The organism is Sphingomonas jaspsi DSM 18422 (assembly GCF_000585415.1).
GTDB lineage: Bacteria > Pseudomonadota > Alphaproteobacteria > Sphingomonadales > Sphingomonadaceae > Sphingomicrobium > Sphingomicrobium jaspsi.
The window spans coordinates 1,899,794-1,916,325 of the sequence record NZ_KK073876.1; the positions used below are offsets into that span (position 1 = coordinate 1,899,794).

15 protein-coding genes are annotated in these 16,532 nt (G+C 65.7%); 9 read left to right on the top strand and 6 right to left on the bottom strand.

What is annotated here, in order from left to right:
- Window positions 1-91 precede the first annotated feature (91 nt).
- The gene (locus G570_RS09710; protein WP_245600282.1) at window positions 92-328 is read left to right on the top strand and encodes an I78 family peptidase inhibitor; all 237 of its coding nucleotides are present in this window, start codon (window positions 92-94) and stop codon (window positions 326-328) included.
- Here G570_RS09710 and G570_RS09715 read toward each other — a convergent pair.
- Genes G570_RS09715 through G570_RS09730 form a run of 4 tightly spaced genes read right to left on the bottom strand, consistent with a single transcriptional unit; the run spans window position 325 to window position 5,718 of the window.
- Window positions 325-1,785, bottom strand: coding sequence for a Ppx/GppA family phosphatase (locus tag G570_RS09715; RefSeq protein ID WP_037501732.1), 1,461 nt, complete (start codon window positions 1,783-1,785; stop codon window positions 325-327). The two genes, G570_RS09710 and G570_RS09715, sit on opposite strands and share 4 nt — an antisense overlap.
- Before the next feature lie 3 nt (window positions 1,786-1,788).
- On the bottom strand, window positions 1,789-3,891 hold the full coding sequence (locus G570_RS09720; protein ID WP_037501735.1) for an RNA degradosome polyphosphate kinase: 2,103 nt from the start codon (window positions 3,889-3,891) through the stop codon (window positions 1,789-1,791).
- A gap of 10 nt (window positions 3,892-3,901) precedes the next feature.
- Window positions 3,902-4,519 carry an HdaA/DnaA family protein gene (locus tag G570_RS09725; RefSeq protein WP_037501738.1) on the bottom strand — a complete coding sequence of 206 codons (618 nt, stop codon included), beginning with the start codon at window positions 4,517-4,519 and terminating at the stop codon, window positions 3,902-3,904.
- Window positions 4,516-5,718 carry a hypothetical protein gene (locus G570_RS09730; protein WP_051504262.1) on the bottom strand — a complete coding sequence of 401 codons (1,203 nt, stop codon included), beginning with the start codon at window positions 5,716-5,718 and terminating at the stop codon, window positions 4,516-4,518. The genes G570_RS09725 and G570_RS09730 overlap by 4 nt, the downstream gene beginning before the upstream one ends.
- A gap of 63 nt (window positions 5,719-5,781) precedes the next feature.
- On the opposite strand from G570_RS09730, the gene purM reads away from it, so the two are divergent.
- Both purM and purN read left to right on the top strand, forming a co-directional pair.
- On the top strand, window positions 5,782-6,885 hold the full coding sequence (gene purM / locus G570_RS09735) for a phosphoribosylformylglycinamidine cyclo-ligase (protein WP_037501743.1): 1,104 nt from the start codon (window positions 5,782-5,784) through the stop codon (window positions 6,883-6,885).
- Entirely contained in the window at window positions 6,878-7,837 is a 960-nt protein-coding gene (gene purN / locus G570_RS09740; RefSeq protein WP_037501746.1) for a phosphoribosylglycinamide formyltransferase, read from the top strand. The genes purM and purN overlap by 8 nt, the downstream gene beginning before the upstream one ends.
- 62 nt (window positions 7,838-7,899) lie before the next feature.
- Here the strand turns inward: purN and G570_RS09745 are convergent, their stop codons facing one another.
- Together G570_RS09745 and G570_RS09750 are read right to left on the bottom strand one after the other, a co-directional pair.
- Window positions 7,900-8,526: a hypothetical protein gene (locus tag G570_RS09745; RefSeq protein ID WP_037501749.1), complete on the bottom strand. Its 627-nt coding sequence runs from the start codon at window positions 8,524-8,526 to the stop codon at window positions 7,900-7,902.
- 88 nt (window positions 8,527-8,614) lie between these two features.
- A complete protein-coding gene (locus G570_RS09750; protein ID WP_156930415.1) occupies window positions 8,615-9,955 on the bottom strand; it encodes a S8 family serine peptidase in 1,341 nt (446 codons plus the stop codon).
- A gap of 67 nt (window positions 9,956-10,022) precedes the next feature.
- Here G570_RS09750 and G570_RS09755 point away from each other — a divergent pair, with 67 nt between their 5' ends.
- From G570_RS09755 to G570_RS09780, 6 genes are all read left to right on the top strand, one after another.
- Window positions 10,023-10,523 (top strand): RNA polymerase sigma factor, encoded by a 501-nt coding sequence (locus tag G570_RS09755; protein WP_037501752.1) that lies wholly within the window; start codon window positions 10,023-10,025, stop codon window positions 10,521-10,523.
- Window position 10,524: 1 nt separating this feature from the next.
- Window positions 10,525-11,217: an anti-sigma factor gene (locus G570_RS09760; protein WP_037501754.1), complete on the top strand. Its 693-nt coding sequence runs from the start codon at window positions 10,525-10,527 to the stop codon at window positions 11,215-11,217.
- Between the two features lie 92 nt (window positions 11,218-11,309).
- Window positions 11,310-13,238 (top strand): TIR domain-containing protein, encoded by a 1,929-nt coding sequence (locus G570_RS09765; protein WP_037501758.1) that lies wholly within the window; start codon window positions 11,310-11,312, stop codon window positions 13,236-13,238.
- A gap of 19 nt (window positions 13,239-13,257) precedes the next feature.
- A complete protein-coding gene (locus tag G570_RS13870; RefSeq protein WP_037501762.1) occupies window positions 13,258-13,572 on the top strand; it encodes a hypothetical protein in 315 nt (104 codons plus the stop codon).
- The gene (locus G570_RS09775; RefSeq protein ID WP_169731750.1) at window positions 13,562-15,046 is read left to right on the top strand and encodes a serine protease; all 1,485 of its coding nucleotides are present in this window, start codon (window positions 13,562-13,564) and stop codon (window positions 15,044-15,046) included. The genes G570_RS13870 and G570_RS09775 overlap by 11 nt, the downstream gene beginning before the upstream one ends.
- 10 nt (window positions 15,047-15,056) lie before the next feature.
- Window positions 15,057-16,496 (top strand): serine protease, encoded by a 1,440-nt coding sequence (locus G570_RS09780; RefSeq protein ID WP_037501768.1) that lies wholly within the window; start codon window positions 15,057-15,059, stop codon window positions 16,494-16,496.
- Window positions 16,497-16,532: the final 36 nt, after the last annotated feature.

Sequence of the window (16,532 nt, forward strand, 5' to 3'; positions counted from 1 at the left end):
CACCCGCATAGACCATTATGCTCCCGATACGATGTGGGAGATGATGATGCGTTTTCTGGCCCCTGCCCTTATGCTTCCCCTGGCCGCCTGCATGACCACGCCCGACGCGGTTCCGGCGCATGAAGGCGTGTGCAAGAATGACGGCCTGTCCGCGTTCGTCGGGCAGCCTGCCACCGCCGAGCTCGGCGGGCAGATGATGGCGAAATCCGGAGCCACCGCGCTGCGCTGGGTCGCCGACGGCATGATGGTGACGATGGATTATCGTTCCGACCGGATTACCGTTCACCTCACCAGGGACAATCGGGTCGAAAGCGTCGCCTGCGGCTAGGTGAAGCGAACTTCGGCTTCGCGGCCCATCGCCTTGCCGAGCTGGTTGAGCCGCCGCTCGACCGCGTCAGAATACAGCTCGCGCTGCCTGGTCGGCATGGCAAGGACGATCTTGCCCTTGCTAAGGCCGATATCGGTCTTGCGCAGCAACGCTTCGGTCCCGCCGCTGAGCCGCTGCGCGAGGCGAATGGCCTTGCCCCAGGCGCGCACCCGCTCGTCCTCACCGGGACGCAGCAGCGAGGCGAGCTTGAGGCTGAATTCGCCATCGTCGCCGAACGCGCTGGCCAGCGCCCGTCCCAGCACCGCGCGGCCATGCGAATCGATGCCGACCCAATTGCCATGCACCGCCATGTCGACGGCGCGATCGGCGCGGTAATCGGGATGCGCATTCCAGGCGATGTCGCCGAGCAGGCAGGCCGCCAGCCGCAGCCGCTGCAGGTCCGGGCTTTCATCCGGGAACAGCGGGTCGAGCCATTGGTCGAGCAGCGCGCCATGGTCGCCGAAGCGGCCCAGCCGCTCGCCCACCTCCAGCGCGGCGGCCAGCAGCGGGTCTTCGGCCCGGGTCGGCGCGTCGAGGTCGCGGTAAAGAAGACCTTCGCGCAGCCCGAATGCGGACACCAGGATGCGCTTGGGCCCGAGCACGTCGCTCATCGCTTCGAGGATATTGAGCGCGGTCGGCAGGGTCGGCAAGCGGCCCGAGGAAATGCCCGTCAGCGACTTCAGCTCGTCGGTCGGCAGCGTGTCGACGATGGCGCGAAGGTCGGCGATCCGTTCGGGCAGGATGCGGTGGTGGTGGACGATCGGCAGCGGGTGGCCGAGCGTCTTCATGTCGAGCAACGCCAGCGCGCGGAATGACCCGCCCACCAGATACAGGCCGTGCCCCCGTGCGGCGTCCTTCAGCAAAGACCCCTTGAGGCCATCCCTGATCGCCTTGTCGAGCTCGTTCGTCGTCGACTTTCCGACCCGCAGTACGCCCAGCGGCAGCGATACCCCGTCTCCGGCCGCGCCGCGTGCGACGCCGATGAGTTCGAGGCTGCCCCCACCAAGGTCGGCGACGATGCCGTTGGCCTTGGGAATGGCCGAGATGACGCCGAGCCCGGACAGTTCGGCCTCCTCTTCCCCCGACAGGATGCGAGGCTTGAGGCCTACCGACTTGATCTGCTTGAGGAAATCGGGGCCATTGGTCGCGTCGCGGACCGCCGCCGTGGCGACGGTGTGCAGCGTTTTGAGCCCCATCTCGCGGCCAAGCTGGCGGAAGCGGGCCAGCGCTTGCAGCGTCAGCTCCATCGACGCCTGTTCAAGCCTTCCGTCCTTGGCGAGGCCGCGGCCGAGCGCCGCCATCACCTTTTCGTTGAACAAGGTCGAGGGCACGCGCGGCGTCCCCCCATAGGCGACGAACCGCACCGAGTTGGACCCGATGTCGATGATGCCGGTGGGGGCAAATTTCTTGACCGCCATGCGTCAGCCCCGCTGCGTCAGGCGCAGCTTGGGCACTGCCTTGCCTTCCAGCGCCGCGCCGCGCCCGGACAGCGACGGGTTGGTCATGAAATAGCGGTGCAGGTTGAAATGACGGCGACCGGGCTTTTCACGGACGTAACTGCCATCGCTCTTCAGCGACCAGCTTTGCTCATTGTCGATCATGTTGGCGAGCATGATCTGGTCGAGCACCTGCGCATGGACGGTCGGATTTTCCACTGGGATCATATACTCGACACGGCGATCAAAGTTGCGTGGCATCCAGTCGGCAGAGCTGATGAACACCCGGGCCTTGCGGTGCGGCAGCCGCGCCCCATTGGCGAACACGAAGATGCGGCTATGCTCAAGGAAGCGGCCGATGACCGATTTCACGCGGATATTCGACGACATGCCCGCAACCCCCGGACGAAGGCAGCAGACGCCGCGAACGATAAGGTCGATCGATACGCCAGCCTCGCTCGCTTCGTACAATTTGGCGATCACCTTCGCGTCGACCAGCGAGTTCATCTTGGCCCAGATTGCCGACGGCTTGCCCTCTTTCGCGTTGGCGATTTCGGCATCGATCAGCGCCACGATTTTCGACCTGAGGTCGCGGGGGCTGAGCGTCAGCAGCTCAAGCCCCTTCGGCTGGACATAGCCCGTGACGAGGTTGAACAGCTTGGCCGCATCGCGCGCCGCGCGCCGCGAAGCCGTAAAATAGCTGAGGTCGGTGTAAATCTTCGCCGTGACCGGGTGGTAATTGCCGGTGCCGAAGTGACAGTAGGTGCGCATGATGCTGCCTTCGCGGCGGATGACCATCGACACCTTGGCGTGGGTCTTCAGCTCGACGAAGCCGTATATGACCTGCACCCCGGCGCGCTCCAGGCGGTTGGCCCACATCAGATTCTGCTCTTCGTCAAACCGCGCTTTCAGTTCGACAACCGCCGTGACCGACTTTCCCGCTTCGGCAGCCGCGACCAACGCATCGATGATCGCGGACTGCTTGCCCGCGCGATACAGCGTCTGCTTGATCGCGACGACGTCGGGGTCCTCTGCGGCCTGGCGCAGGAAGGCCACCACCACCTCGAAGCTTTCATAAGGGTGGTGGACGATAAAATCCTTCGCCCGGATCGCCGCGAAGCAGTCACCGTCATGTTCGAGGATGCGTTCGGGAAAGCGCGGCGTGTAGGGCGGGAATTTGAGGTCGGGCCGGTCGACGTCGACCAGTTGGTCGAGGGCGGCAACGCCGATGAAGCCAGCGCTTTCCGCGATGAGCGCCGAATCCGCTCTGAGGCCATCGCGCACCATCGCTTCCAAGTCGGGCGGCGTATCGGCGGAAAATTCGAGGCGGATGACCCGCCCGCGGCGGCGGCGCTTGATGGCGCTGCGGAAATAGCGGACGAGGTCTTCGGCATCCTCCTCGACCTCGATATCGCTGTCCCGCAGGACCCGGAAGACACCCGAGGCAACGCGTTCGAATCCGGGGAAAATCTGGTCAAAATAGGCTTGCACGACGGCTTCGATCGCGACCAGCCGGATGCGGCGTCCCGGCAAGCGCACGAAGCGCGGCAAGGTCGACGGTATCATCAGCAGTTCGATAACCCGGTCCGCCTTCCGGCCCTGTCGAAGGTCGAATACCAGGCTGAAGCCGCCATTGGGGATGAACGGAAACGGGTGCGACGGGTCGATTGCCTGCGGGGTGAGGACGGGCAGCACCTGCTCGCGGAAATGGTCGGCCAGCCAGACTTTCTCTTCCGCCGAAAGCTGGTCGGGCGTCACCACCTCTACGCCCTGTTCGGCCAGCGCCTGCTGCAGCACCATCCATTCGGCCTGTTGCGCCACGACCAGTGCATCGGCTTCGATGCTGATGGCGTCGAGTTGCTGCGTCGCGGTCATGCCGTCGACCGACAAATCTTCCACGCCCTGCAGCTGGTGCGCCTTGAGCCCGGCCACGCGCACCATGAAGAACTCGTCGAGGTTGTTGCCGCTGATCGACAGGAAGCGGAGGCGTTCCAGCAGCGGATGCGCGACATTGGTCGCTTCTTCCAGCACCCGCCGGTTGAACGCGAGCCAGCTCAGTTCGCGGTTGAAGAGCGTCGCGCCCGCCATGTCCCTCCCCTTAACCATCGATCATCCCGGCGTCGATCAGCGCCCGCCTGACCGTCGGCAGGGTAAGCCGCGCCCGTTCCGCGATGGCGAAACGGTCGATCCCCTCCACCACGCGCTCGGCCGCCCAGTAGCTACGTTCGATTCGTGACGAAATGAATTTGAGTGCCTCGTCGGGGATATGGAGCCCGCGATCGGCGAACAGCAGCGTGATGATGGCGCGGAACAATTCGTCATCGGGTTGGGCGATGCGCGCGATCGGGGTCACCGCCAAGCGGGTGCGAAGGTCGGGCAATGCGATGTCCCAGGCCGGGGGCACTTCGTCGACGATCATGACGAGCGGCTTGCCACTGTCCTGCGCCGCGTTCCAGGCGTGGAACAGCATCTCCTCGTCCTGCGTGTCGGCACGGTCGATAATTCGTCCCTCGGTGCGGTGCGCAAAGGATCGGGCGAGCAGCGATCGGCCCGAACGCGGCGGACCGGTCAGCAGTGTCGCCTTGACCGGCCACAGGCTGAGCTTCTGGAAATGGTCGAACGCCTCGCGGTTGGCGTTACCGACGATGAATCGGCTGTCGTCCTCCACTTGCGGCCAGTCGAGCGGAAGCGCGATCTGGTCCGCGTGGCGGCTCATGGGGTGGCCGCCGCGCCGCCGCGCGAGATGCGCATCAATCCGCCCTCATAATCGACGCTCCACCCCGCCGCCGAAAGCGCCGAGCGCAACGTAGCGGCATCGCCGCGATAGCTGACGACGAGGCGGCTGGTACCGCCGAGCGCAAGGCTGGCTTCGGTAACGCCTTCGACGCCCGGGAGCGAACGCAACGACGACGACGCGGCGTTGAGGGTCGCTGCATCGGGTGAGGCCACCAGCAGCTGGACCTGGGTCACCGCCAATTCGGTCGTCGGTTTTTCTTCCTCTTCCTCCTTCACCGGGACCGGCGGCAGGATGATGAGCGACGAATCGCCGCGAACAATGCCCGCATCGAATGCCTGCGCGAAGAGTTGGTCCATCTGCCGGACGCCTTCGGCCATCATTCGCGGCAGGTCGGCGCTGTCCTTGGCCGTAAGGTCGAAACTTCCCAGCATCTGGCCGTCAGGACCGAAGCGACCGGTGAAGTGGGCCTTGGCAGGCCCGCCCGGATAGAGGCGGTCGACCTTCACCTCGGCGATAAGCACGTTTGCGGCGCCGTAAAGGTCGAGCAGGTTACGCCAGCTGCTGCGGCTGGGCCGGCGCGCCTGCGCGGCGTTGACCAGCAGCGGATCGACACCAAGCCCGCTGACGCGAACATAATTGATTGGGCTTTGGGACGTGCGGAACTGCGCCCATGCGCGCTGCCAACCATTTTTCAATTCGACGCCGGTTGCCGCCCCGCCGCTGAAGGTGACCGGGATCACCAGCATCGGCGCAGAGCGGCGCACGTCGCCCGACACGCCGAGCAACTGACCCGCTAGGCTGCGGTCGAACAGCACGCCCAAGGTCGCGATATAGCGGTTGGGTCCGATCTGTTCCTTTTCGACCACGATCGAGCTGACGAGGCCATCAAGCGTCGAATCGCTGAGCGAGGGCGCCTGGCTGACCGGGCGCTTGTTCACCTGCGCCCAAAGTTTTTTGAACCCTTCGCGCTGCGCGATGCGCCAGCCGGCATAGCGCGCACTGTCGGCGTCGGCGCCGCCGACATCCACTTCGATTCCCGACACTTCCAGCGTTCCGCTGCTGTCGATCGGAAGGATCCCACGGTCCCCCGATTCCATCTGCGCAACGACCACCCCGCCCATGGCGGCGAGGGCAAGCAAGGCGGCGGCGACGGCGATCCTGGAACGGGAAAACTGCATTGCCTGCGCTTTTGGCGACAATGGCGTGGAATTCCAAGCGCGATATGGCTAGGCGGTGCGCCTATGACCGACGAGCCGAACAACAAGCCGCTCACCTACGCCGATGCCGGCGTCGATATCGCTGCCGGAAATGCACTGGTGAAGGCGATCGGCCCGCTCGCCAAATCGACCGCCCGACCCGGCGCCAACGCCGAACTCGGCGGGTTCGGCGGGTTCTTCGACCTGAAGGCCGCGGGCTATGACGACCCGCTTTTGGTCGCGGCCAACGACGGGGTCGGAACCAAGCTGAAGCTGGCCATCGACACCGGACGTCATGACGGCGTCGGCATCGATCTTGTCGCCATGTGCGTCAACGACCTTGTCGTCCAAGGTGCCGAACCTTTGTTCTTCCTCGACTATTACGCCACCGCGAAGCTCGACAACGACGTCGCGACCCGCGTCGTCGCCAGCATCGCGCACGGGTGCCGAATCGCCGGCTGCGCGCTGATTGGCGGCGAGACGGCGGAAATGCCCGGCATGTACGAGGCCGGCGACTATGACCTTGCCGGCTTCTGCGTCGGGGCAGTCGACCGGGCCAAGGTGCTGACGGGTTCGAAGGTGCAAGTCGGCGACGTGCTGCTCGGCCTCGCCAGCTCGGGTGTGCATAGCAACGGCTTCAGCCTCGTTCGCAAGCTGATCGAGCGCAACGGCTGGAAGCTGGACCGGCCCGCCCTGTTCGACCAGGATCATCTGCTCGGCGACCTGCTGCTCGAGCCGACCCGCATTTATGTGAAAAGCCTGCTGCCGCTGGTTCGCGACGGATCGATTGCGGCGCTGGCGCATATCACCGGCGGCGGCCTGCTCGAAAACATCCCGCGCGTGCTGCCCGACGGTTGTCATGCGCTGGTCGACGCCGACGCATGGCCCCTGCCCCGCCTGTTCGCCTTCCTGCAGGCGGGCGGGGCGATTGAACCGGGCGAGTTGGCGCGCACCTTCAACTGCGGCATCGGGATGGTCGCCGTCGTCCGCGCCGACGATGCCGACCGCGTCGCTGCGGCGCTCGAAGCGGCTGGCGAAACAGTCCGTCGCATCGGCACGATCGAGGCGGGCGAGAAGGGCTGCACCGTCAAGGGTAGCGCGGACAGCTGGAGCGCCCGCGACGACTGGTCCGCCACCCACCATGGATAAGGCGCGCGTCGCGGTCCTGATTTCGGGCCGCGGCTCGAACATGGCGGCGCTGATCTACGCCGGCCGCGCCGACGATTGCCCGTATGAAGTCGTACTAGTTAGCGGCGACAAGCCCGATGCGCTCGGCCTTTCGCTCGCCGCTGCCGAAGGGGTGAGGGTCGCGCGACTGGACGCCCGCGCGCTCGGCGCCGACTACTGGGAAAAACTGAACCGACAGCTTGCGCAGGCGAAGGTCGACCTGATCGCGCTCGCCGGCTTCATGAAGATCATCCCCGTCTCCTTCGTCGACAAATGGGCCGGCAGGATCGTCAACATCCATCCGTCGCTGCTGCCCAAGTACAAGGGTCTGCACACGCAGATGAAGGCCCTCGACAATGGCGACAGGGTCAGCGGCGCGACCGTCCACCTCGTGACCTCCGAACTCGACAGCGGCGAGATCCTCGGTCAGGTTGAGGTGGCGATCCTGCCGAGCGACACCGCGGAAAGCCTTGAAGACCGCGTCCTCATCGCCGAGCACCAGCTCTATCCGCGGATTCTCGCGCGCTACGCTTCCCGTCCGTACGACGCGGCATGGATCGAGCAACAGGTCGACGCCCTCGCCGCGCGCCTTCCCGAAGTGATCCGCAAGTCCAACCATGGTGCCCCGGGATGGGGCGTGGGAAATGAAAAAGCGGCCAAGAATTTTGCGATCATGGCCGATCATTTCCATGGTGAAGAATCGGTCGGCCTGCTGGTGCGTGCGAGTGGGCCGGATGAGATGAACGGCCTGATCGAAGCCCAGCCTGAGATCTATTTCTGGCCCAAATATTATGGCGCGAGCGGCTGGTTGGGCATCCGTCTAAGCCGCCGCGACGTGGACTGGGATCAGGTCGCCGACTGGCTGGAGCGCAGCTGGCGCAGCAGTGCTCCGCCTCGGTTGACCAAGCTGATGCGGATCGCCGATCAATTTTGAGCGAAACGAAGCCCCGCGCCATCTGGACGACGCGGGGCTCAATTGTCAGCAATTTCTACGATTTAGTTGGCGCGGGCCGAACTGCTGGCGTCAGCCGAGCCGCTGGCGCTCACCGAACCGGTGACGTTGCCGGCGAGGCCCGACGCCGTGTCGCGGGCCGCACCGACGGTCGAGGCGGCGCGGTCGCGAACGTTGGTGACCGCCCCCGCTGCCCGATCACGCGCGGCGCCGACCGCGGTCGTTGCACGGTCGCGAACATTGCCGACAGCCTGCGTCGCGCGGTCGCGCACGCCGCTTACCGTGCCGGCGATCTGGTCGGTGCCGATCAACTGCGCGCTGGCCGACCCGTTGCCGCTGGCCGAGCCGTCGACCGACGAGCTGCCCGCTAGGCCGACCGCCTGACCGAGGCCCGACGCGCTGGCCGCGCCGTTGGCGATGCTGCTGACCGACCCGGCAAGGCCGGCATTGGCGCTGGCGCTGCCGCTGCGCGTGTCGATCGACCGGTCGACCGACAAGGTGCCTCCGAGCGTGTTGCCAAGGCTGCCGGTGGCGCTGCCGAGGGTCGAATTCACCGCGCCGCCGAGCGTACCGCCGAGGCCGCCGCTGCCGCCCAGAAGCTGTGCCTGGGCGGGAGCGGCGGTGAGGGCCGAACCGGCGATCGCAAGCGCGAGAATGTTGGTCTTGAACATGGTCAATCTCCTTTTCCGATGGGTCGATTTGCAACCCGTCTGATTAGGAGAACGGCACCGGACCGCCGCTTCATCCCGGCCCGGAAAATTATTTTATGCCGACCGACCTGGGCGCAATGCGGCACGACTTGCAGATGATGCCGTTGCCGACCTTACCTTTGCCCGGCACCGCTTCGCCCATCAGTGCGCCGACGTTGCCCACGGCCGCAAGGCGCGCCGCTACAAGCGGGGACGCGAAGCTGGTGCCGCGTACGACGGTGTAGCCCTTGCCAGGCAAAGCGGCGGCGAGATCGGCGCCCGGCGCGGCAAAGTCGAGATGGGCGGCGCGCCCCGCTTCGCGCAACGCCCGGTCGCCGCCATCGACCGCCGTGACGGCGATGACCCCGGGGTAGGCCGCCGGATACTGCGGCGGAGCGGCGGGACCATCGTTACCGACCGCCGCGACCACCGCGATCCCCCGTGCCCTGACGGCGTCGATCGCGCGTTTCAGCACGGCATTTGCTGGTCCTACCAGGCTGATGTTAATGACCGAGGGCCGCTTCGACACGGCCCAGGCGAGCGCGCGGACGATAACGGTCGCCGAACCCGCCGCCGCATTGCCGCCATAGACGTCGCCGACGAACAGATTGGCGCCCTGCGCGGCGCCGCGAAACACCCCGTCGCTGCCGACCAGCAACGAGCCCACCGCCGTTCCGTGACCGGTCGGTTGGGCCGGACCTGCAAAGCCGCGCTGTTCGATCGAAGCGCGCGACAGGCTGGGATGACTGGCCATTCCGCCATCGATCATCGCGATCCGCGTCCCGGGCCGGAACGGTACCGCCGCCGCCAGCTTCCCGGCTACCGGGTCGAGCGCACCGCCGGCTGGCTCGTAGATATGGTCGAAATCGAACTGCACGCCCGGCGCAATCTTTGCCACGCGCTTCGCCGCGTCGCGCACATTCATGCCCTTGGGCGGCGTCATCGTGACCATGTGAATGCCAAGTCCGTCGGCCTGCTCGTCGCGCACGGTACGGAAACCGGCAGAAGCGAGCTGGTCGAGGTCAGCAGCCTGGGGATCGATCAGAACCAGCGCAGACCGCCGCACCGGTGCGCCGTCGGGGTCGCGGTCGAGCGTATCCCTGTTAGACCGAATGAAGCTGTCGATGCGCAGGCGGCGCAATTCCAGCAGGCTGGACGCGCTTGATACGGCGGTGCCCAAACTTGGTGCGACATGGTCGAGCGATACGACCGGCGCATCCGCGCCCGATGCCGACGGCGATCCCGTAATCGGTCCGGTGACCGGGCCGGTCACTGCACCCAGCGTGCGGTCGACGGCCCCGCCGACCGGCCCCAGCAGCCCGCCGGTGCCACCGATCAACTGCGCCGACAAGGGGGCCGCCGCCGCCAGCAACATCGCGCCCAACCCATATTTTCCAATCTTTGACATCATCGAACCTTTTTCTATGCGTTTGGGGATGAAACGTCGAACCCGCGCCGTTTCATCCCCATGAGGAGCAATGACCGTCCATTTTTCGTTCGATCGCGAGCTGGAAAAGGTGTGGCCGCGGCTGCGCCGCTTTGCGCATGCGCTAACTCGCGATCCGGCGGATGCCGACGACCTGTCGCAGGCTGCCGCGGAAAAGGCGTTCCGCTCGAGCTCTCAATTCCAGCCGGGCACGCGTTTCGACAGCTGGATTTTCCGGATTTGCCGGACGGTCTGGATCGACACGGCGCGCTCGCGCACTCGACGCAGCGAACACGAAGCGCCGCCCGAAGCTGGCGAGCTGATCGGTCACGATCCCCGGTCGGCGACCGATGCGGCGATCGACCTGAAGACCGCGATGGCGGCGATGCAGCGCCTGCCCGACGAACAGCGCGAAGTGGTCGCGCTCATCCTGATCGAAGGTTTCGGGTACCGCGAAGCCGCGGAGATTCTCGATCAGCCAATCGGTACGGTTTCAAGCCGGCTCGTGCGGGGACGAAAAGCCCTGCTGAATCTTCTCGGCGAGGATAATTGAGATGACTGAAGGAGAAGAATTCTTTGCCTGGCTCGACGGCGAGCTCGATGGCGAGGCGGCGGACCGTGTGGCAGCGCGCGTCGCCGGCAGTCCGGACCTGGCGAAGCGTGCCGAGCAGCATCGCGCGCTGACAGCAGGCCTTCGTGGTGCGTTCGCATCGGCGACGGCAGAAGCCTCCCCCCCGCCCCGCTTCGAGAGCGCCGATGTCATCGACTTCAGCCAGGCCAAAGGCAAAGCGGCGAAACACGCCTTTGGCGTTCCACAGTGGGCGGCCATTGCGGCGACGCTGGTGCTGGGTGTCGTCGGCGGGGCGATGGTGACCTCGCGAGACACGGGGCCGGTCGTCACCCGCGACGGTCAATTGTACGCGGCCGCCGCGCTGGACACCGCGCTCGACCGGCAGTTGGCGTCGACACAAGGCAGCGACGAAGCGATCCGCATCGGCCTGACCTTCAAGGACAAGTCGGGCGTGACCTGCCGCAGCTTTAGCGGTCAGGCTGGCGATGGTCTGGCTTGCCGCGAGGGTGGCGACTGGAAAGTCGAGGGACTATTCGCGCCGAAGCAGGCTGGCGGCGATTACCGGATGGCCGCGGGCGAAGATCCGCGCCTCGCCGCCCTGATCGACGACCGCATCGACGGCGAGCCACTGGACGCATCGTCCGAAGCGGAAGCCCGGCGGCGCGACTGGCGCTGAAACCAAGCCCCACCGCCGTGCCGAGCAATTGCTTGGCAAAGCGTCCGAAATGCAGTTAACGTGACCGTTAACAAGGCTGGGGGCGCCTTCGCATGAATGTAGAGCGGGAAGCGGCTGCGACGGCGACAGGTTCGCCCACCGTATTCCTGAGCTATGCCCGCGCCGACCAGGCCGTTGCCGAAAAGCTGATCGCCGCCCTGCAGGGCGAGGGATTCAGCGTCTGGTGGGACGGCCTTATCGGCGGCGGTCATGAATTTTCGGAGAAGATCGAGCAGGCGTTGGGCGCGGCCGGGGCCGTGGTAGTGCTGTGGTCCGAACAGTCCAAACGGTCGCAATGGGTGCGCGACGAGGCCGGCTTCGCGCGCGATCACAATCGCCTCGTCCCGGTATCGATCGACGGCGCCGAGGCACCGCTCGGTTTTCGCCAGATCAACCGTATCAACCTGAAAAGCTGGAACGGCAGGGCCGACGGCCGCGAATTCCAGCTTCTGTGCCAATCCATCCGCTCACTGGTCGACGGGCGGCCGCTCGAGCGAACGCTGCCGGGTCGAGGCCCGACGCTGTCGCGCCGCCATGCGCTGCTCGGCGGCGGTGCGCTGGCACTGGCGGCAGGCGCAGGCGGACTGTGGTGGCTGCGCGGAAGTCCCGCCAGTGCGACCAGCGTTGCGGTCATCCCGTTCCGGAACCTCAGCGGCGACCCGGGCCAGGACTATTTCTCCGAAGGTCTTGCCGAAGAACTGCGCACCACCCTTTCCCAGGCCGAACAATTGCAGGTCGCCGCGCAGGCGTCGTCCGATACGTTCAAGGATGGACAGGCCGATGCGAAAACCATGGCTCGTTCGCTAGGGGTCGGCTTCCTTGTCGAAGGAAGCGTCCGCCGTTCGCCCGAGACCATTCGTGTGGCCACTCGCATCGTCGACGGCAAGAGCGGGCTGGATCGCTGGTCGCAAACGTTCGACCGGCCGGCGAGCGACAGCCTGTCGGTGCAATCCGACATTGCCGCCTTCGTCGCGGACGCCGTGCTGGCCGATCTCGACAAGGGTCTGCGACCGTCGGAACGGATCGGCGGCACCAGGAAGTCGGACGCCTTCGACGCTTACCTGAAAGGCACCGCGCTCTACCGGCTGGCGGCCGGCAAGGACAGCGACATGGCGGCGCTGGCGGCGTTCGACCAGGCCGTTTCGATCGATCCCGATTACGCGGCTGCCCACGCGGCACGGTCGCGCGTGCTGACGGTCATCGCCAACAATTACGCATCGTCAGACCAAATCCCCGCCTACTACGCCAAGTCCATCGACGCCGCGCGTACCGCCATGCGGATCGCGCCGGACCTGGCCGAAGGATATTCGGCGCTGGGGTTCGCGCTGTTTAACGGGCAGCTCGACGCCAAGGCCGCTGCTGTGCCGTACCAGCGAAGTTACGAGCTGGGCTACGGCAACGCGGACATCCTGTCCGCCTATGCCAACTTTGCCGGTCGGACCGGCCGCTTCGACGAAGCCCGAGAGGCAATCGCCCGGGCCGCCCGGCTCGACCCGCTCAATGCGACCGTTTTCCGCAACGCCGGGCTGATCGAATATTCGGCGCGCAGTTTCGAGGCCGCGGCAAGCCAGTTCAGGACCGCGCTGAGCATCAATCCGAAATCGAGCAACGTCCATGGCGCGCTTGGCGACATCGCCCTGCTGGGCGGCGATTTGGATGCGGCGCTCAGCCACTACGAACAGGAACGGGACCCGGCCACGCGGCTTCGCGGCATCGCCATCGTGAAGCGCCGGCAGGCCGACGACGCCGGCGCCGACGCGGCAATGGCCGCGCTCGTCAGGGAAGGCGGCGAGACCGTTCATTACCAGCAGGCGCAAGTCATGGCCCAGTGGGGCCGGATCGACGATGCGCTCGCCCATCTCGAAAAGGCCCTGGCGCTGCGCGACGCCGGGCTGGTCCGGATTCTCAACGACCCGTTGCTGGACCCGGTCCGCAAGGAAGCGCGCTTCGTGGAAATAGAACGGAGAATGGGTTTCGTGTGATCAACTGAGGGAGGATTTGATGCTGAAGAAATTGATGATGGTTGCCGCCGCTGGGCTGGCGCTGGCTGCCGCAGGGTGCCGCAATGGCGATGACCGGGTTTCGGCCAAGAGCGCGGATACGGAGCAGGCAACCGACGCGGACGCAGCCATACCCGCGGCCAACGCGGTGGCCAGCGACCAGGCCGATCGCGGCGGTTGCGGCGATCCACGCGCGCAAGATTGCAACAACGCCGAAGGCCGCACCAACCCCGACGATCGGACGAACCCGGACGACCGCACCAATCCGGACGACCGGACGAACCCGGACGATCGCACGAACCCGGATGACCGTTAAGCGTCACGGATTGCGAATGTCGGGTGCGCTGCGCCTCTACACCGTCCTGCTCGCCCTTGCGGCATGGCCGGCAGAGGCGCAGTCCCCTTCTTTGCCACCGCAATGGCAGTGGCTGGCCGCTGACCTGTTCGACGAGGAGCCCGCACGGCTGGCCGATGGCTTGTCGGGGATGACGCCCGCGGAGCAGCAGATATTCAGCGACTGGCTCAAATCGCTCGACGACGACATGCGGACGCTGGTGGTCGATCGATGGCTGGGCAACGGCCCGGGCATCGGACGGCGCTTCCCCCGCCTTGTCGCCCAACTGGATGCCGGGGAGCGGAAGCGTCTAACCGAATCATTCTACCCTACGGCGCTATATTCGTCGCTGGTGCGCGTCGACCTGCTGTTCGCACTGATGAAGTCCAGGACCGGCACCCAGATGCTTGAGCAGCTGCGGGGTCTGTGGCGGCTGGATGACCGCAATTCTGCCGCCAATCCCAAGGATATCGAAGAGGCGAAACGATATTTCGAAGAGCTGGACCGCATCGAGCGATCGCTCGATCCCGAATTCGCCATCTTCCGCCGGCCCTTGCCGATGGTCACGGGCGGCGAATTCGCGACCTTGAAGGACGCACCGTTCCAGGCCGAAATCTTCAAATCCGGCGCCAGCGCCACGCCGCTAAATCCGCGGGAGCGTCGCGAGGAGATTGCCAATTACGGACGCTCCCTGGAATCGTTCGAACGATGGCACGAATGCGGCGGCGTGCTGATCGCGCCGCAATGGGTGCTGACCGCTGCCCATTGCATCCGCACGCCGCGCCTCGGCCCCTATCTCGACAATCGCCGGGTGCGGACGGGAACCGATAACGTCGACGAGGGCGGCACGACCTGGAAGATCGATGCCGTGGTCCGGCACGGCGGCTACGATGCCGCGCTGCGGGTCAACGATATCGCGCTGTTGCGGATCGTCGCTGACGCAAAGACGAAGCCGAAGCGTGCTGCCGGCGCGAGGCCCGCCGTGCTCGCATCATCGGCCGACCCACCGCTGAAAATAGGTGAAAAATTGATCGTGACCGGTTTCGGCGTGACAGGGGTCACGCCCGCCGGCAGTCGCTATCGCGACGCGCAGGGCAACCCCAAGACCGCATCGTCGCAGCTGATGCTCGGACAATTGCGATACCTTCCGCCGGAAAGATGCAACGCCAACGCGGCTTTCAAGGCTGCGAAGGCTGCCATTTCGGCGGGCCAGATCTGCGCCAGGGGAAATGAAGCAGCCGACGCTTGCCAGGGCGACAGCGGCGGTCCCCTCGTCCGCCACATAAAGGGTCGCAAAATCGTCGTCGGCCTAGTGTCGTACGGCCTCGGCTGCGGGATGGACGACATTCCAGGGGTTTATGTCGATCTTCGTGCCTATCGCGGTTGGATCGAGGGGGCGAAGGTGGCCGCCAAGCACGGGCAAATCGTCGAATGGTCATCCCCGACCGCGCGATAAGGAGACAAAAATGACCAAGGCAATGACGGCGCTGGCGGTTGTGATGGCCTGGTCCCTGTCGCCGGCAGGCGCGCACACGCCGCCTCCTGATCAAAAAGTCGATTTCCTGGCCGGTACGGTGCCACCCGAACCCAAGCCCGTTACCGACTGGCCGCAAGTCTATGCGGAGTTGGAGCAGAACGAACAAGCGCAATGGAACGTGCTTCGCGCCGGCATGAGCGAACAGGAGCAACTGGCGGTGCTGGGCGTCGCCCATGCGCTTCCACTGGGAGGACGCGGACAGTTGTTCGCGCGGATCCTGGCCGCACCGCCGGCGCAACAAAGGGCGTTCTTTATTTTTCTTGTCCAGCTCAGCCCCGACCAGATTGAGGCGGTGGCGGTAAGGTCGTTCGATTTCGAGCGAGGCACGCTGGCTTGGCTTCTGGAGATTTCGACACGCAAGACCCCAGAACATCTTCGGTTCATGCTGTTCGATGCGCAGCAGCCGGATGGGCCGAAGCTCGAGTGGCCGGAGCAGCGCGAGGTCAACCTCTACTGGGTTCAAGTCCCGGCCGTCACCAATGCCGAACTCGCCCCCGACGTCAGCGCGCCTTGGCAGGCGCAAATTTTCAAATCCGGGGCCAGCGCCTCGCCCCTGACCCTGCTCGAGATGCGGCGCGAACGCGACAATTATGGCGATACGCTGCAGGACTTCGAACGCTGGCATGAATGCGGCGGCGTGATTATCGCCGAAGGTTGGGTGCTGACCGCTGCCCATTGCATCAAGACCCCCCGGCTGGGCCCCTACCTCGACAACCGCCGCGTACGCACCGGCACGCAGGATATCGTCGAGGGCGGCACCACCTGGCGCATCGCAGGGGTCGTCAAACATGGCCGGTACGACACCAGTTCCAAGGTCAACGATATTGCCTTGCTGCGGTTGGCAGCCGACGAGCAGACCAACCGCGGCGCCAATGGCAAGGCGAGCGCGGCGCGGCTGCCCGCGCCGCAAGATCCGCCCCTTAAGCTCGGGGAGGCCTTGGTCATCACCGGTTGGGGCGTGACCGGCGAAACCGCACTCGGCAGTAAATATCTCGACCGCTTCGGCAAGCCCAAGCGCGCGTCTCCTTTCCTGATGATGGGGAAGCTCAAGAACGTCGGCTGGGACGCGTGCAACGGCAATGCGCTGTACAAGAAGGTCGGCAGCCAAGTCGGCAAGGGCCAGATTTGCGCCCTCGGCAGCGGGCGCGTGGATGCGTGCCAAGGCGACAGCGGCGGACCGCTGGTACGCGACGTGCGTGGCCGCAAGACCGTCGTCGGACTGGTGTCGTACGGCATGGGATGCGGGCTGGACGATACGCCGGGCGTCTACGTCGACCTTGGCGCCTATCTCGGCTGGATCGCGGCGGCCAAGCGGGCGATGAAGCCGGGCCAGATCATCGAGTGGCCGCCGAAACTCGCCGCCAGATAGAAAAAGGCCGCCGCAGTTGCCCGCGACGGCCTTCCC

Coding starts and splice junctions, on each gene's coding strand:
- G570_RS09710 (WP_245600282.1), top strand. CDS start 92: ATGACCACGCCCGACGCGGTTCCGGCGCATGAAGGCGTGTGCAAGAAT.
- G570_RS09715 (WP_037501732.1), bottom strand. CDS start 1,785: ATGGCGGTCAAGAAATTTGCCCCCACCGGCATCATCGACATCGGGTCC.
- G570_RS09720 (WP_037501735.1), bottom strand. CDS start 3,891: ATGGCGGGCGCGACGCTCTTCAACCGCGAACTGAGCTGGCTCGCGTTC.
- G570_RS09725 (WP_037501738.1), bottom strand. CDS start 4,519: ATGAGCCGCCACGCGGACCAGATCGCGCTTCCGCTCGACTGGCCGCAA.
- G570_RS09730 (WP_051504262.1), bottom strand. CDS start 5,718: ATGCAGTTTTCCCGTTCCAGGATCGCCGTCGCCGCCGCCTTGCTTGCC.
- purM (WP_037501743.1), top strand. CDS start 5,782: ATGACCGACGAGCCGAACAACAAGCCGCTCACCTACGCCGATGCCGGC.
- purN (WP_037501746.1), top strand. CDS start 6,878: ATGGATAAGGCGCGCGTCGCGGTCCTGATTTCGGGCCGCGGCTCGAAC.
- G570_RS09745 (WP_037501749.1), bottom strand. CDS start 8,526: ATGTTCAAGACCAACATTCTCGCGCTTGCGATCGCCGGTTCGGCCCTC.
- G570_RS09750 (WP_156930415.1), bottom strand. CDS start 9,955: ATGATGTCAAAGATTGGAAAATATGGGTTGGGCGCGATGTTGCTGGCG.
- G570_RS09755 (WP_037501752.1), top strand. CDS start 10,023: ATGACCGTCCATTTTTCGTTCGATCGCGAGCTGGAAAAGGTGTGGCCG.
- G570_RS09760 (WP_037501754.1), top strand. CDS start 10,525: ATGACTGAAGGAGAAGAATTCTTTGCCTGGCTCGACGGCGAGCTCGAT.
- G570_RS09765 (WP_037501758.1), top strand. CDS start 11,310: ATGAATGTAGAGCGGGAAGCGGCTGCGACGGCGACAGGTTCGCCCACC.
- G570_RS13870 (WP_037501762.1), top strand. CDS start 13,258: ATGCTGAAGAAATTGATGATGGTTGCCGCCGCTGGGCTGGCGCTGGCT.
- G570_RS09775 (WP_169731750.1), top strand. CDS start 13,562: ATGACCGTTAAGCGTCACGGATTGCGAATGTCGGGTGCGCTGCGCCTC.
- G570_RS09780 (WP_037501768.1), top strand. CDS start 15,057: ATGACCAAGGCAATGACGGCGCTGGCGGTTGTGATGGCCTGGTCCCTG.